Origin of the sequence: Paenibacillus tyrphae, assembly GCF_000722545.1 — a bacterium.
GTDB lineage: Bacteria > Bacillota > Bacilli > Paenibacillales > NBRC-103111 > Paenibacillus_G > Paenibacillus_G tyrfis.
The window spans coordinates 19,403-34,313 of record NZ_JNVM01000067.1 but is presented as its reverse complement, the minus strand read 5'-3'; the positions used below and the strand labels follow the sequence as shown (position 1 = coordinate 34,313).

14 protein-coding genes are annotated in these 14,911 nt (G+C 54.9%); 8 read left to right on the top strand and 6 right to left on the bottom strand.

The genetic code is table 11. The annotated features are described in order from the left end of the window. Nucleotides 1-48 precede the first annotated feature (48 nt). The 4 genes from ET33_RS35360 (at nucleotide 49) to ET33_RS35345 (ending at nucleotide 4,435) form a co-directional block, all read left to right on the top strand. Nucleotides 49-999, top strand: a complete 951-nt coding sequence (locus tag ET33_RS35360) for an ABC transporter ATP-binding protein (protein WP_036693862.1) — start codon at nucleotides 49-51, stop codon at nucleotides 997-999. Continuing rightward, nucleotides 996-2,093 carry an ABC transporter permease gene (locus ET33_RS35355; protein WP_036693825.1) on the top strand — a complete coding sequence of 366 codons (1,098 nt, stop codon included), beginning with the start codon at nucleotides 996-998 and terminating at the stop codon, nucleotides 2,091-2,093. Before ET33_RS35360 ends, ET33_RS35355 begins: the two co-directional genes overlap by 4 nt. Nucleotides 2,094-2,319: 226 nt before the next feature. Then, entirely contained in the window at nucleotides 2,320-2,547 is a 228-nt protein-coding gene (locus tag ET33_RS35350; protein WP_036693824.1) for a hypothetical protein, read from the top strand. 118 nt (nucleotides 2,548-2,665) lie between these two features. Then, nucleotides 2,666-4,435, top strand: a complete 1,770-nt coding sequence (locus ET33_RS35345; RefSeq protein ID WP_036693823.1) for a B12-binding domain-containing radical SAM protein — start codon at nucleotides 2,666-2,668, stop codon at nucleotides 4,433-4,435. A 78-nt stretch (nucleotides 4,436-4,513) separates the two neighbouring features. On the opposite strand, the gene ET33_RS35340 is transcribed toward ET33_RS35345, so the two are convergent. The 4 genes from ET33_RS35340 to ET33_RS35325 all read right to left on the bottom strand — a co-directional run bounded on the left by ET33_RS35340 (nucleotide 4,514) and on the right by ET33_RS35325 (nucleotide 8,192). After that, on the bottom strand, nucleotides 4,514-5,479 hold the full coding sequence (locus ET33_RS35340) for a type I phosphomannose isomerase catalytic subunit (protein WP_036693822.1): 966 nt from the start codon (nucleotides 5,477-5,479) through the stop codon (nucleotides 4,514-4,516). A 157-nt stretch (nucleotides 5,480-5,636) separates the two neighbouring features. Further along, the gene (locus ET33_RS35335; protein WP_036693820.1) at nucleotides 5,637-6,209 is read right to left on the bottom strand and encodes a class I SAM-dependent methyltransferase; all 573 of its coding nucleotides are present in this window, start codon (nucleotides 6,207-6,209) and stop codon (nucleotides 5,637-5,639) included. Nucleotides 6,210-6,579: 370 nt separating this feature from the next. Further along, nucleotides 6,580-7,137: a hypothetical protein gene (locus tag ET33_RS35330; protein WP_036693818.1), complete on the bottom strand. Its 558-nt coding sequence runs from the start codon at nucleotides 7,135-7,137 to the stop codon at nucleotides 6,580-6,582. Between the two features lie 74 nt (nucleotides 7,138-7,211). Continuing rightward, the gene (locus ET33_RS35325) at nucleotides 7,212-8,192 is read right to left on the bottom strand and encodes a TIGR01212 family radical SAM protein (protein WP_036693816.1); all 981 of its coding nucleotides are present in this window, start codon (nucleotides 8,190-8,192) and stop codon (nucleotides 7,212-7,214) included. 230 nt (nucleotides 8,193-8,422) lie between these two features. Between ET33_RS35325 and ET33_RS35320 the strand changes: the two genes are divergently transcribed. Both ET33_RS35320 and trmB read left to right on the top strand, forming a co-directional pair. Beyond that, nucleotides 8,423-8,962, top strand: coding sequence for a WGxxGxxG-CTERM domain-containing protein (locus ET33_RS35320; protein WP_036693814.1), 540 nt, complete (start codon nucleotides 8,423-8,425; stop codon nucleotides 8,960-8,962). 139 nt (nucleotides 8,963-9,101) lie between these two features. Continuing rightward, the gene (gene trmB, locus ET33_RS35315) at nucleotides 9,102-9,842 is read left to right on the top strand and encodes a tRNA (guanosine(46)-N7)-methyltransferase TrmB (RefSeq protein ID WP_036693812.1); all 741 of its coding nucleotides are present in this window, start codon (nucleotides 9,102-9,104) and stop codon (nucleotides 9,840-9,842) included. 54 nt (nucleotides 9,843-9,896) lie between these two features. Here trmB and ET33_RS35310 read toward each other — a convergent pair whose 3' ends face one another. After that, a complete protein-coding gene (locus ET33_RS35310; RefSeq protein ID WP_036693811.1) occupies nucleotides 9,897-11,015 on the bottom strand; it encodes a UDP-N-acetylglucosamine--LPS N-acetylglucosamine transferase in 1,119 nt (372 codons plus the stop codon). Between the two features lie 58 nt (nucleotides 11,016-11,073). Then, a complete protein-coding gene (locus ET33_RS35305) occupies nucleotides 11,074-11,601 on the bottom strand; it encodes a phosphatase PAP2 family protein (protein WP_036693809.1) in 528 nt (175 codons plus the stop codon). 464 nt (nucleotides 11,602-12,065) lie between these two features. Here ET33_RS35305 and ET33_RS35300 point away from each other — a divergent pair, with 464 nt between their 5' ends. Continuing rightward, entirely contained in the window at nucleotides 12,066-13,238 is a 1,173-nt protein-coding gene (locus tag ET33_RS35300; protein WP_036693806.1) for a glycosyltransferase family 4 protein, read from the top strand. 305 nt (nucleotides 13,239-13,543) lie between these two features. Next, nucleotides 13,544-14,779 (top strand): glycosyltransferase family 2 protein, encoded by a 1,236-nt coding sequence (locus tag ET33_RS35290; protein WP_036693801.1) that lies wholly within the window; start codon nucleotides 13,544-13,546, stop codon nucleotides 14,777-14,779. Nucleotides 14,780-14,911: the final 132 nt, after the last annotated feature.

Here is a 14,911-nt window from a genome sequence, read left to right as displayed (position 1 = left end):
CTGTAGCTTTTTCCAAGAACGCCCCCAAAGGAGCTGAAGATGTTGCCGATGGCGGAAACGATGATTAAGGCGGACGGTTTAGTTAAGCGGTACGGGGATTTTACGGCCGTAAAAGGCGTCCATTTCGAAGTATATCAAGGCGAGGTGTTCGGGCTGCTCGGACCGAACGGCGCGGGTAAGACGACCACGATGGAAATGATCGAAGGGCTCCGGCAGCCGGATGAAGGTCATGCGGTTGTGGCTGGCTTCGACACCCGGACGCAGCTGAATCGGGTCAAGCAGGTGATCGGCGTCCAGCTGCAATCCACCTCGCTGTTCGATCTGTTGAAAGTGCACGAGATCGTCCGCATGTACGCCAGCTTTTATCCGAACTCTGTTCCGATCGAGCCGCTGCTGGATGATATGATTTTGCAGGAAAAACGCAACGACCGCGTCAAAAATCTCTCCGGCGGGCAAAAGCAGCGTCTGGCGATTGCGCTGGCGCTTGTGAACGATCCGCAGGTGGTCTTTTTGGACGAGCCGACGACAGGTCTGGACCCGCAGGCCAGGCGGATGCTGTGGGACATCGTACTGAGGCTCAAGGAACGCGGCAAAACGATCGTGCTCAGCACGCATTACATGGAAGAAGCGCATGCTTTGTGCGACCGCATCTGCTTGATGGACAGCGGACAGGTGATCGCGCTCGATACGCCCCGGAATCTGGTCCGCAACCTGCAATCCGACAGCGCCATCGAATTCCGGCTGGAAGGCGCCGACGGTTGGAGCGGGGAGCGGCAGGAGGCTATAACGGAAGCGCTGCGGGAAGTAAGCGAGGTGAAGCAAGTGGATCAGCGCAAAGATATTTTCGTGCTGTATACCGACCATTTGCAAACCTCCCTCGTCGATCTGATCGGCCGGGCGGAAGCGCAGGGATGGCGCGTGCAGGAGCTGCAGACCCGGACGGCCACGCTGGAGGACGTCTTCATCCACATGACGGGAAGGAGCTTGAGGGAAGCATGAACGCTTACATTCATCTGACGCTTGCCCAGCTGCGGCTGTTCGTCCGCAACCGGCAGGTGCTGTTCTGGACGCTGCTTTTTCCAATCTTTTTCATGGTCATGCTGGGTTCGTTCCTCGGCAAGGGCAATCCGGTCTCTGTCACCGGGGTCATCGTCGATGAGGACCGGACGGCCGCTTCCGAAGCGCTGGTGAAGGCGCTGCAGGACAACCCGATTCTGCGCTTGAACGCTGCTTCCGAATTAAATCCCGAGCTTGAGACGCTGAAACGCGGCGATTACCAGCTTGTGCTCGTTATTCCAAAGGGCTACGAGGAACAAACGAAGCCGGGGAGCACGGGGGCGGCCGCAGCGATCAAAGTGTATTACGACGAAACGAATGCCGCAACCTCACAAATCGGGCTGCAGGTACTGGCTCCGGTCGTCGACGGAATCGACAAGAAGCTGTCGGGCTACACGCCGAAAATTACGATCCGGCCGGAAGGCGTGCAGTCGCTGAAGCTCAGCTATATCGACTTCTTGGTGCCGGGCATCGTCGCCATGATGATTATGTCCAACAACCTGAACGGGGTGGCGGGGCAGATCGCTTCGTGGCGGGAGCGGGGCATCCTGCGGCGGATGCAGAGCACGACGCTGAAGGCTTCGACGTTTATCGCATCGCAGATTACGGCGCGGTTACTGCTGAACGGCTTGCAGGCCGTCATCGTGCTGGTCGTCGGCTCGGTCTTTTTCGGTACGCAGGTGAACGGCTCTTGGCTGCTACTGCTCAGCTTCATCGTGCTCGGGACGCTGGCATTCATGTCGATCGGTTTTATCATTGCCGGTCTGGCCAAAACACCGGAGAGCGCCGGGCCGATCGCCGGCTTCATCTCGTTCCCGATGCTGTTCCTGGGCGGCGTCTTCTTCCCGATCAAAAACATGCCGGAGTTCCTTCAGCCGATCGTCAAGCTGCTGCCGATCTCCCATTTGACGACGGCGCTGCGTCAGGTAATGAACGTAGGAGCGGGGTTTTCCGTCGTCTGGACGGAAGCGGCGCTGCTCGGCGGCTGGCTGATCGTCGCGTTTATCGTGGCAAGTTTTACGTTTCGCTGGGAGTAAGACGGGGCTTCGGTCCAGTTTGCAACATGAACAGACGATACCGGCCCTTCCGCTCGAAAATTCCACATTTTTTTCTTAAAAATGGGAAATACTATGCTCATCATGCTGCATATATAGAGAAAAGGAGAATTTTAACCTTTTGTTTATATTCTCCTAATGTTGTCTTAATGTTTACCCGGTAACATGAAGACAATAATATTCGATGCGAAGGGACGATTTCTAGATCATGATTTTGTACCAATTGGCCAAGAGAATGGCGGAGCGCAATCGACTGCAGCACAACATCGAGCGTTCCGAGGGCAATATCGAAGCATTGGTAACGCAAAAGGAGCAGGTGGAGGAGCAGCTGTTGACCCAGGCCAACATGTGGACGGAAGAGGGGCAGGACGAATTTATGCTCGCTGCGCTGGCCCCCGAGCCGGACAGCCTGCCTGTCAACGAATCTTTGTATTAGTTTTGGGAAAATGGGACTTCGCGTCCCATTTTCTTTTTTTGTGTTCGGTTCCGTTTCGCGGTAGAATAGGGATGCTGATCAATACGAAAATGGATAAGTAAAGAGGTACGGAATTCCCATGAAAAATATTGTCTTATCGACGTTAAACGCCAAATATATTCACACCTCGCTCGCGCTCCGGTATTTGAAGGCGTTCAGCCAGCACGATTTTCCCGGCATCCAGATTGCCGAATACACGATTAAGGACCCGGCGATGAATATCGTGTCCGACATTTACCAGCGCAAGCCCGACGTCGTCGGCTTCTCCTGCTATATCTGGAACATCGAAGAAACGATCGTCGTAGTCAGCATGCTCAAAAAGATCATGCCGGAGCTGATCGTCGTCTTGGGCGGTCCGGAGGTTTCGTACGATACGGAGTATTGGATGAACCGGCTGCCTGAAGTCAATTTCATTGTCGTCGGGGAAGGGGAGGAGACGCTCCATCACCTGCTGACCGAGCTTGAGGGAGACCGCGCCTTGTACAGCGTCTTCGGCCTCGCCTACCGCAACAAAGAAGGACGGGTCGTCATCAACCCGCCGCGGCCGAAGCTGGCCTTGGACGATATTCCGACACCGCATCGCTTTGTGGAAGATGTCCCGAGCCTCGCGAATCGCGTCGTCTATTTTGAGACGAGCCGGGGCTGTCCGTTCAGCTGTCAATTTTGTCTGTCTTCCATTGAAGTAGGCGTGCGTTATTTCGATATAGAGCGGACCAAGAGCGACCTGCTTTATCTGATCCGATCCGGCGCGAAGCTGATCAAGTTCGTAGATCGGACGTTCAACATTAAGCGCGAGTACGCCATGGAAATGTTCGAATTTCTGATCCAAAACCATAGCGGCTGTGTGTTCCAGTTCGAGATTACGGCGGACATTATGCGGCCGGAAGTGCTCGATTATTTGGCTGAGAACGCGCCGCCCGGCATATTCCGTTTCGAGATCGGGGTGCAGTCGACGAACGATTTGACCAACAGCCTCGTCAAACGCCGCCAAAACTTCGCCAAGCTGACCCGTACGGTAACGAAGGTGAAGGAAAGCGGCAAAATCGACCAGCATCTTGACCTCATTGCCGGGCTGCCCGAGGAAGATTACAATTCGTTCCGCAAAACGTTCAACGACGTATTCGCCCTCGGTCCCGAGGAATTGCAGCTCGGGTTTCTGAAAATGCTCCGCGGCACCGGGATGCGCCACAACGCGGAAAAATATGGCTACCTTTACATGGACCATGCGCCGTATGAAATTCTCGGCAACAAGATTTTGCCGTTCTCGGATTTGGTACGGATCAAGCGGGTGGAGGACGTGCTGGAAAAATACTGGAACGCCCATCGGATGGACCATACGGTCCGGTATTTAATCGAGCGCGAATTTACGTCGGCCTTCGACTTCTTCCAAGAGTTCGGCGATTATTGGGAGGAGCGGGGCTGGCAAAAAATCGGGCACCAGCTTGAGGATCTGTTCACCCGGCTTCATGCGTTCCTGAAGCATCGCGGCACGGCCAAGCTCGACATCATCGAAGGCTTGATGAAACTGGATTATTTCCTGAATCATAAGTACAAGCCGCGCAAAATCTGGTGGGACTTCACCTTGGACAAGCTCCGGCAGTCCGATTATTTGCGGCTGCTTGCCGAACAGCCTGAATCGGTATCCGGTTCGTTCGCCGCGCTGGGTATCGGGGAGAAGGATCTGCATAAGCATGTCATGATCGAAAAGCTGCCGTTCCGGCTGGACCGTTACTTGCAGAGCGGGGAGCTGGACCGGACAAGCGAGCAGCTGCTCATCGTGTACTTCCCGCCGGACGCTTCGGCCAAGCCGCAGCAGTTTACGCTGGCGTTGGAGCCGACGAGCGCCTGATTGCATAGGCCATAATGAAAGAACACCCCGTCTTAACGAAAAAGACGAGGTGTTCTTTGTTTTTATGTCCGCTAAGGTCTACGGCAGGTAGCTGCGCAGAACCGTCATGCTGCCTTCAAGCGAATAGCTGCCGAGGCTTGCCGGCAGCAGGTAGCATTCGCCCGGTTTCACGTTCAGCTCGCCGTCGGCCCAACGGATCGATCCCGTGCCTTCGCAGATGATGTGGATCACGAAGCTTTCCGGCGATGTTTGCAGCGGCCACTGGCCTTCGACGCGGCCTTTTTCCGTCACGAAGAATGGGGAGCGGGCCAGGGTCAACCATTCGCCGGAGGCGTTCAGGTTTGTTTTCATATACGTAGCGCCCGAGTTTTCGTAGGCGATGACGTTCAAGGAATCTTCAATGTGCAGCTCGCGCGGCTTGCCGTCCAGACCGAGACGGTCGTAATCGTACAGCCGATAAGTGCTGTCCGAATTTTGTTGAATTTCGGCGACCAGCACGCCGGCTCCGAGCGCATGCACGGTGCCTGCGGGAATATAGAAGGAATCGCCCGCTTCCGCGGTAACTTCGTTTAAGCAGTCCAAGATGCGGTTCTGTTCGATAGCTTCAGCCAACTGCTCGCGGGTAACGCCGTCTTTCAATCCGTAAATGATTTTGGCGCCCGGCTTGGCGTCCAGAATGTACCACATTTCGGTTTTGCCGAGCTCGCCTTGCGGCAGACGCTCGTAATGATCGTTCGGGTGCACCTGCACGGACAGGTCGTCTTGGCAATCCAGCAGCTTGATGAGTAGCGGGAACCGGCCATTTTTCTCCGAAAAGCCCTTGCTGCCGAAAAACTCGCTCCCGTATTGCTCGCGGATTTGATCGAGTCCCATGCCGGCCAACTCGCCGTTCGCGACGGTTGTCGTTCCGTTCGGGTGATCGCCGATCATCCATCCTTCGCCGATCTTGCCATCCGGCAGTTCGAGTCCGAATTGCTCGAGCGCACGTCCGCCCCATACTCTTTCTTTAAATTCGGGTTTGCATTGCAACGGATACGGCTTCATTACTCTCCACTTCCTTATCCTAGTTGGCCGGGTTTACCGAAGCAGACCGGGCCTTTCATTTTTTTCTATTTTGCATTATATCAATCCGCCCCGCGTTTTGCTATAGCTGAAAAGCACTGAAAGCGGGAAGGCATCGGTTTGGAATTATCGCGCGGCCCTATCTCTTTTCGATGGCGATAACATAAGGCGGGTGATTGATCTGATTCATAAAACGGTACTGCAGCGTCTGAAAATGCTTTTGCGGCAAAGCGGCGGCCCAGCGCTCGACCTCGGACGCTTCCTCCAGACCTCCCCGATGGCCGGTGTACAGCACGATCGTAATGATGCCGCCGCGGCGAATAAGCTGAGCGGAAGCTTCCAAGGCGGCCAACGTTGACGCCGGTGCGGTCACGGTTTCATGATCGGCTCCGGGCAAGTAGCCGAGGTTAAACATGACGGCTCCGATGCGGCCGTGGTTTTCTTCGGGGATGGCGTCCAGCATCGCTTCATGGCTGCGCAGGTGAAGCCGGACGTCGCCGCCGGGACATTCCTGTTCAAGACGCGACGCCGTCCGGTCCAACGCCTGCTGCTGGATGTCGAAGGCGTGCACGACCCCGGTAGATCCGACAAGCCGGGCCAGGAACGCCGTATCGACTCCGCCACCGGCCGTAGCGTCGACAACGGTTTCTCCCGGCTGCACCCGTTCTTCTATTAATTTATGTGCAAAGCTGAGTATGGAAATAAAGCCCAAAGGAGCGATTCCTCCTGTTACAGATAATGGAAAATGATTAATCAGCCTGCTGTTCTTAGCGGGTATGAAGGTATGGATGGGATGCCTAACTTCGGATGTCCTGTCCAATAGAGGAACAGCAATGCGCTATAAGTCTCGTTTCAAGCCAAATGTGATGAATAAAGGAACTATGGTGTCTTAATACGACAAAAACAAGATACGCAACCCAAATTCGACACGAATAACTCATTTGAGTTCCTCTATTGGTTCAGGCCGCTTCAACCAAGGTGCTGTAACGCACCGGAAATGTCTTATTCATCAAGGACAAAGGTTTAACCCTTTGAGCTATGTAAGCTCTTGAAGCATGTCCGAACCCCGCTTCGCCATGCTCCTAATTGCTTGCCCGTCCCGGCGGCGCCAGGTCCCCAGCGCCTGCCGGGCTCGGCGGCGCCTGAAACCCCGGCTTCGCCACGGCCGAGCCTGACGCCTCCGGCTCCGAGCTCGCCTTCGGCGGCTCGATCGGCCCCGCCGGCGGCGTCACCGCCTTGCCGCCTTCCGGCTCCGCGCCCCCCGGCTTCGCGGGGCTCGGCAGCGTCGCCGGCGGCAGCGCGGGCGCGCTCGGCGCCCCCGGCTGCTTCGCAGCCGTCTCCGGCTTCGCCGGGGGGCGCTCAGCGCCCGCCTTCGGCGCCGTGCCGGCCGCCGGCGGCGTTGGCGCTTCGCTGCCACCCCCGGCTTCGCCGCTGCCTGCGCCGCCCGGGACGGCCGAGCCGGCCGCCCCGCCGGGGGCGTTCGCCTCCGCCTTCGGCGGCGAAACCGTCGCCCCGTCCTCCGTCGGGGCGGGGGCCACATTGACCGGCGGCGTCGGCGTCGCCGGATCGTCCGTGCAGCCGGCCGCGAGACATGCCGCGGCCCCGAGCATGAAGCAAACGACTCTCCGTTTGCCGTTCATCGTTCCTCACTCCTCCCGCGGGCCGCCGGGTGCCGGGCGATCTTGCCGGTCCCCGAGCCTGACGCCTCCCCGGTTCAGGCTAATCCCGAACCGGAACCTTGTGCGCCGTGCGGCCACTTTTTTCCTTGCCACGTATCGCGTCTGCGCAGCTCTTCGTCGAAGGCGTTGAGCACCTCCCACTTTTTCAAGCTCCACATCGGTCCGATCAACAAATCCCGGGGCGCGTCCCCGGTCAGCCGGTGAACGATCATCTCCGGCGGCAGAAATTCCAACGTATCGACGACGAGCGACACGTACTCGTCTTTTTCCAGAAACCGCAGCAGACCGGCCTCATACTGCTTTACCATCGGCGTTTTGCGCATCAAGTGGAGCAGATGGATCTTGATCCCCTGCACGTCCATCTGGGCGACGGCGCGGCCGGTTTCCAGCATCATCTCGTGCGTTTCCTGGGGCAGGCCGTAAATGATATGCGCGCACACCCGGATGCCTCTGGCCCGAAGCTTCGCGACCGCATCCAAGTAGCACTGCGTATCATGAGCCCGGTTGATCAGCTCCGACGTCTGTTCGTGGATCGTCTGCAAGCCCATTTCGACCCACAAGTACGTGCGTTCGTTCAGCTCGGCCAAATAATCGACGACATCGTCCGGCAGACAATCCGGCCTCGTGGCAATCGACAAGCCGACCACGCCGGGCTGCTGCAAAATCGCTTCATAATATTCGCGCAGCTCCTCCACCGGAGCGTACGTATTGGTATAAGCTTGGAAATAGCCGATATACTGCGCTTCCGGCCATTTTTGATGCTGCAAATCGCGGATTTTGTTGAACTGCGTCACCAGATCGTCCCGGCGGCTTCCGGCAAAATCGCCGGAGCCCCGCGCGCTGCAAAACGTGCAGCCTCCGGCGGCTATCGTTCCGTCGCGGTTCGGACAAGTGAACCCGGCATCCAGCATGACCTTGAATACTTTGCCACCGAACTGCTGCCGCATTTCGTAGTTCCATGTATGAAAACGTTTATCGCCCCATAATGGCGGTTGGATGATTTCAGCTTGCTTCATAAGGCGAAACTCCTTTTGTAAAAAATCGATAAAGCTCGAATAGACTCGAATCGGCTCTTTCACAGAGCATTACAATATATATTGTACCGAAAATCGGCCTCAAAAGCGAACTTAGTCCTTGACAAAACCCTCCTGCCCGAGAACGGGATAAGAAAACAGCACCTGGCCTATGCTAAGGTTGCAAGGCGTTAAAAACCAATCCAGCTTGAGAAGGGAGATATTATCATACCATGAACAAGTTCGGGAAAACGGTGCTTGCGCTCGCTCTGACGGCTGCTATTGGTACGGGGGGACAAGCCTTTGCGGAAACGACGGCTACGGGAACTGGAGCTTCGTCTACGTATGGGACTACTTCGACCTATGGAACGACAGGCACGACCGGTACCGCAGCGACAACAGGTACAACCTACGGTACTACAGCTGCACCAACAGGCACAACCACCGGTACCACGACTACGCCAACAGGAACGACAACAGGCACAACGACAGGTACGACGACAGGCGCAACCGGTACGACTACCGGTGCCGCGACAGGTACGACAACGGGGACTAATTATAACTACAACATGCTGGACCGCATGAATACGTACACTGGTACGACCGATCGTACGGGGTACGGATATGGCGGCAATTACAACACCTACTCGTACCGTAACGCTGCTGCGACCACGAACACTGGCGCGAACTGGGGTTGGCTTGGTCTGATCGGTTTGCTGGGCTTGGCCGGTCTGCGCAGCCGGAACCGCGACGAGGGCGAATTCCGCAAATAACGTTTTTAACCACACGCTTGACCGGTCCATCCGCCCTTACGGCACGGGCCGGTCTTTTCATTCCCGGTCTTCTGGAGTATAATCGATCAAGACGAAAACGCGCGGTACGATGCGCAAGCGGTTGGAGGAAGATTGATCTATGCGGTTAAGAGGACGTAAAGGAATCAGAGAAGCGCTGGAGGCGCAGCCGGAACTGGTCGTGCTGGAGCCGGAACCGTACAAGGGCCGGTGGGCCGAGCTGTTCGGCAACGACCGTCCCATCCATGTGGAGCTCGGGATGGGCAAGGGGCGGTTTATTAGCGAGCTGAGCGCCCTCAATCCGCACATCAATTACATAGGCGTCGATATGTACGACGAGCTTGTCCGCCGAGCCGGCGAGAAGGCGCATGTTTCCCGCGAGGAGCATGGCGGCGACTTGTCCAATTTGCGGCTCGCGCGTTTCAACATCGAGCTGATCGAAAATATTTTCGCCGACGGCGAACTGGAGCGGATCTATCTTAATTTCAGCGATCCCTGGCCGAAAAAAAGACATGCGCGCCGCAGGCTGACCCATGCGAACTTTGTTCATAAATATCAGTCGATTTTGAATGAGCGGGGAGAAATTCATTTCAAAACGGATTCCCGTTCGTTATTTGAGTTTTCGCTTAACTCGTTTGCCGATTTAGGTCTTCGCATGCGCAACATTTCGCTTGACCTTCACGCGGAAGAAGCACGGACCGATTTGATCATGACGGAATACGAAACGAAGTTCTACAAGCAGGGGATGCCGATTTTCCGATTGGAGGCCGTGATCGGGAAAGAAGCGCTGGCCGCGCATCAGAAGCAGCTGTCCGAACGGCAGGAGCCCGAGACAGGTGCGGAAGACGCAGAAGACCAATAAAACCAACGAAAAAGCCTTGCGCGCTCATTCCGAGCCACAAGGCTTTTGCTTTTTTTAGCGGGCTAGTACTTCGATGATCGCTTGGGAGCACTGGGCGGGATTGTAGGCGCCCTCTTTTCGCACCAATCCGGCGCGGGCTTTGCGCATCTCGAACACCTTTTCGGTCAGAAGCCGGAACCAATGATCCACCGTCTCCGCCGATTTAATCGGCTCTCCCAAGCCGTGCTGCGTGAAGTACTGCAGGTTTTCCTCTTCCTGACCCGGAATCGGCTTGTAGAACAGCATCGGAATTCCTTTGGCAAGCCCCTCCGTACAGGTCATGCCTCCCGGTTTTGTGATGAGCAGGTCGGAAACGTCCATCCATTTGTCGATTTCTTTGGTGAACCCGAGCAGACGGACGTTCGGATGCTGGAAACGCTCGTCCTCGGCCAGCTCCGCCAGCGCTTTCTCGTTGTTTCCGAGACAGACGACGAGCTGGATCCGGTCGCGCCAACTGGTCAAATGCTGCAGAAATCCTTCGTCCTTGACCAGTCCCCAGCCGCCTCCCATAACGAGCACCGTAGGCAGCGTCGACAGGCCAAAGCGGCTCCGAAGCTCTTCCCGGTTGTGCTGCTCCCAGAAATTCGGGTGAATCGGAATGCCCGTGACTTTGACCGTTTCGGACGGAACTCCGCGGCTGAGCAGCTTTTCTTTAACGTCTGGCGTCGACACCAGGTAGGTGTTGACTTCGGGGCTAACCCAGGTGCCATGGGCGTCGTAATCGGTGATCACGGTACACAAGGGCACATTCAAGCCGGAACGCTTCAAGCGGGAGATCACCGCACTCGGGAACGGATGCGTGCATACGATCGTATCCGGACGCAGCTGATGGATAACCTCGGCAGCCTGCGCATAAAAGATACGATGAAGTGCAAGCCGGGTAAAGCGGTTTAACGATTTTTTGTATTGGGAACGATACATCAGCCCGTAAAGCTTGGGTTGAGTCGACACGGTCTTGCGGTAAGCGGTAAGAATCCATGGAGCCAGCGTCGGATGCAGAAACGTGCCGAGCTCAAGTACGCGAGTCTGGACTTCGGGCGAGAGCATGCGAAGGCTGTCGGACAGAGCGTGAGCCGCTTGCGTGTGACCGGCGCCGAAGCCTTCGGATAATAACAAGACTCTCTTTTTACGCATAGGCGCTTCACCCAACCTTGTACCAAATGGAATTTACACAAAATTAACATTAATGCTTTTAGCCTAAAATTGCAACGGCCGACAGGGCCGTTACAGTTCCGATCAGCAGCCCGGCCAAACAGTCGGACGGGTAGTGGAGTCCTAGATATATACGCGACAGACCGACGAGAGATGCAAGAGGAAGCAAAATAATAGCGATCCACGAATGAACGAGCATGAGCGGCACGGTTACGGAGAATACGGCCGTCGTATGGCCGGACGGGAACGAATGGTCCGTTAACGGTTTTTTGCATGTGTGCGTGCCCTTCAGCACGAGATAGGGCCGAAGCCGCGGATATTTCTTCTTAAAGATAGCGACGGGCACATGGCTGACCGCCAGAGCGATACAGCTCTCGATGCCGGCTATTCTCCATACTCCCTCCGTAAACAGAGCGACGCAGAGCGCAATGATAATCATAGCCGTAGCGCCCCCCAAATGGGTGATCGCATTAAAAAAGTAATCCAGCGCCGAGTGCTGAATACGTTGATTCACGAAGAAAAACATCCGGTGCTCATGCTTTTGCAGCCACGAAACGACACGGCTCAAGGGAACAACGCCTCCTTGCAGTGTGAGATAAGCTGTCTGGCCAGCTCATATATAAGTGTAGGGGGCAAATGTTATAGGAATATAAAAACAATATAAAAGGTAAATTTAATCTTCCATTGACGCTGCGCTAACATTGCCTCGTTACAATCATTTTTGACGACGACCGTTCGGCTTCCCCTTCAACGATGAAAATAATTTTTGAAAATGTGCCAAATCGAAAGTTGCATTCTAGGCTCTGAAAAAAGCTTTGTTTTTATACAGTTTAACGCTTCCGGTATCGGTTTGGTTTCAAAAAGGGCCTGTTTTGTGCGCTTGTACAGGCCGATGCTTCCGATGCAGTTTTGTTTCCACCAACTTTTTATAGTTGTTGTTTCACAAAACTTAAGCCGATGCTTCCGATGCAGTTTTGTTTTCCATCAACTTTTTCATAGTTGTTGTTTCACAAAACTTGGAGGAGGTTAAACATGAAAGTAGCCCTATTTACGGATACGTTCGTACCGGACGTGAACGGGGTAGCGAAGACGCTCGGTAGGTGGGTTAAGTTTCTTGAAGCGCACGAAGTGGCTTGCAAAGTGTTTGCGCCGCATAGTCAATCGGCAGCCGAATCCGATCAGTGGATGATAGAAAGATTTCACAGCATCCCCTTTTTATTGTATCCGGAGTGCCGTATGGCTATCCCTAATCCTGTCAACCTGGCCAAATCGCTGAAGGCGTTCGCTCCCGACCTGATTCATGTAGCCACGCCGTTTAACTTGGGATGGATCGGGCTTCAGTATGCCAAGCGCCATGAGGTGCCGGTCGTCGCCTCGTACCATACCCACTTCGATCAATATCTTGCTTACTACAAGCTGCAATGGATGGAGCCGCTGCTCTGGAAATACATGCTGTGGTTTCACCAGGATTGCCGCAAAATTTATGTTCCTTCCCGTTCGACACTCCGGCATTTGCAGGAAAAAGGATTGAAATCGCTGGAAATTTGGTCCCGCGGCGTGGAAGTAAATCGGTTTCACCCGTTTGTCAATCGGGAAGAAGTACTGCGGAATTGCAACCTTTCCCCGTCCACATTCGTTATATTATATGTCGGGAGGTTGGCTCCGGAGAAAAGCGTCGATGTTCTTCTTCGCGCATTCGATTCGCTTCCGGGCGAGGTGCGCAGCAGGTCGCACTTGATCGTGACCGGGGACGGGCCTCTGCTGCGGCCCATGCAGGAGCTGCTTGCGGACAAGGAAGACGTGACTTTTACGGGCTTCCGGCAAGGAAAAGAACTGAGCGACTTATATGCCGCTGCGGACGCTTTTGTGTTTCCGTCGGCGACGGAAACGTTCGGCAATGTCGTGCTCGAAGCGATGGCTTGCGGGACGCCGGTTGTCGGCGCGGATGCCGGTGGCGTCGGAGAATCGATCGTGCACGAGGAAACCGGGCTGCTCTGCAGACCGGGGAACGTGTCGGATTTCGCCGAAGCGATGCTCCGGTTGTATGAGGACCGCGGGCTGGGCGCAAGACTCGGTCAAGCCGGACGGGCTCACAGCTTGCAGCAGTCTTGGGATGCGATTTTCCATGGGCTGTACCAAAGCTATGGCCAAGTCGTGCGCGAAGCTGGGACAATGCGGAAGAAGGAGGCCGTCTTTTCCAAATGACCGCTTTTCCGTTTGTGATTTCAGAAAGTTTTTTCCAGTTGGCGCTTATAAAAAGTTTGAAAATCGATGAAAATAAGACGTAAAAAGATGGATAGCAAAGAGTCTTGCCGGAATTCCTGCCGTATTTCCCGGAAAAACAAAGATCCGGCCGCAGGAAGCGACTTGGCGGTTTTGACAAATCGGACCAAAGAGAGGAAAATCATATTCGGCGACCCTCGTAATCTAATCCACACCATCGAAAAAATTTTTGAAGGCGCTAAGAGAAACAGACATAAGGGGTACATACAAAAAAAGGGGGATGTTTCATGCTGGACAGTATTCTGTTAGGCCTCCAGATTGTTTTGGCTATGATTGGAGCCTACCAGCTGGTTCTGACGTTTTTCGGTTGGTACCGCCGCAAAAATCAAATCGATCATGCGCCTCAAAAAACGTTTGCCGTTCTTGTAGCGGCTCACAATGAGGAGCAGGTTGTCGGGGCGCTTATCGAGAACTTGAAGAATCTGGACTATCCGAAAGAACTATATGACATATTCGTGATTTGCGATAACTGCACTGACAATACGGCGCAAATCGTCCGCGACATGGGCGTGCACGCCTGCGAACGCAACAATCCGAAGCTGAGAGGCAAAGGCTACGCGATCGAGTGGATGCTCAAAGAGCTGTGGAAAATGCCGCGCGAGTACGATGCCGTCGTCATGTTCGACGCCGACAACCTTGTCAGCACGGATTACCTGAAGCATATGAACAACGACTTGTGCAACGGTTCCAAGGTTATTCAGGCTTATCTGGATACGAAGAATCCGCACGATTCCTGGATTACCGCCGCTTACGCGGTAACCTACTGGTACTGTAACCGTCTTTGGCAGCTGCCGCGGACCAACCTTGGTCTGGCTAACTATTTGGGCGGCACGGGAATGTGCTTCGAATCGAACCTGCTGAAGGAAATCGGCTGGGGGGCGACAAGCCTCGTCGAGGACCTGGAGTTTACGATGCGCTGCGTGATGCGCGGCGTCAACCCGACGTTCAACTATTACGCGAGGGTGTACGACGAAAAGCCGCTCACGTTCAAAGCTTCGGCACGCCAGCGGCTCCGCTGGATGCAAGGCCATTTCAACGTAGCCAGACGTTACTTCTTCCCGCTGTTCTGGAAAGGGATCAAAGAAGGCAACTGGGCGAAGATCGATACGGCCGTTTATGCGCTCAACGTTTACAACCTGTTCATCGGTTCGATCGTTACCGTCGTGCTGTGGATCGATATGACGCTTCCGGGCGTTCCGAACTTTAGTTCCTTGTTCCAGATTGCGCCGGGCTTCTTCGCGATATTCTCGGTGTTAACCTACGCCCAGTTTGTGATCGCGCTGATTTTGGAGAAAGCGCCTTGGAAATCGTATAAGTACTTGATTACGTTCCCGCTCTTCCTGCTGTCCTGGTGGCCGATCACGTTTTACGCGTTCTTCACGCAAAACAACAAGCAATGGAGCCATACCGAGCATACTCGCGTCATCCGGCTCGAGGATATGCAGAGCAAGCAGGCCAGCTAGCGCAAGCCGCATAAAAAATCAGATTGCACTGTTGACTATAGTCAATGACAATGGTATATTATTTTAGTGCGAAAGAAGAAGCGCCCGCTTCTCACCTGCCCGACCTTGGTTGGCTGGTTATGACTGAGAGTG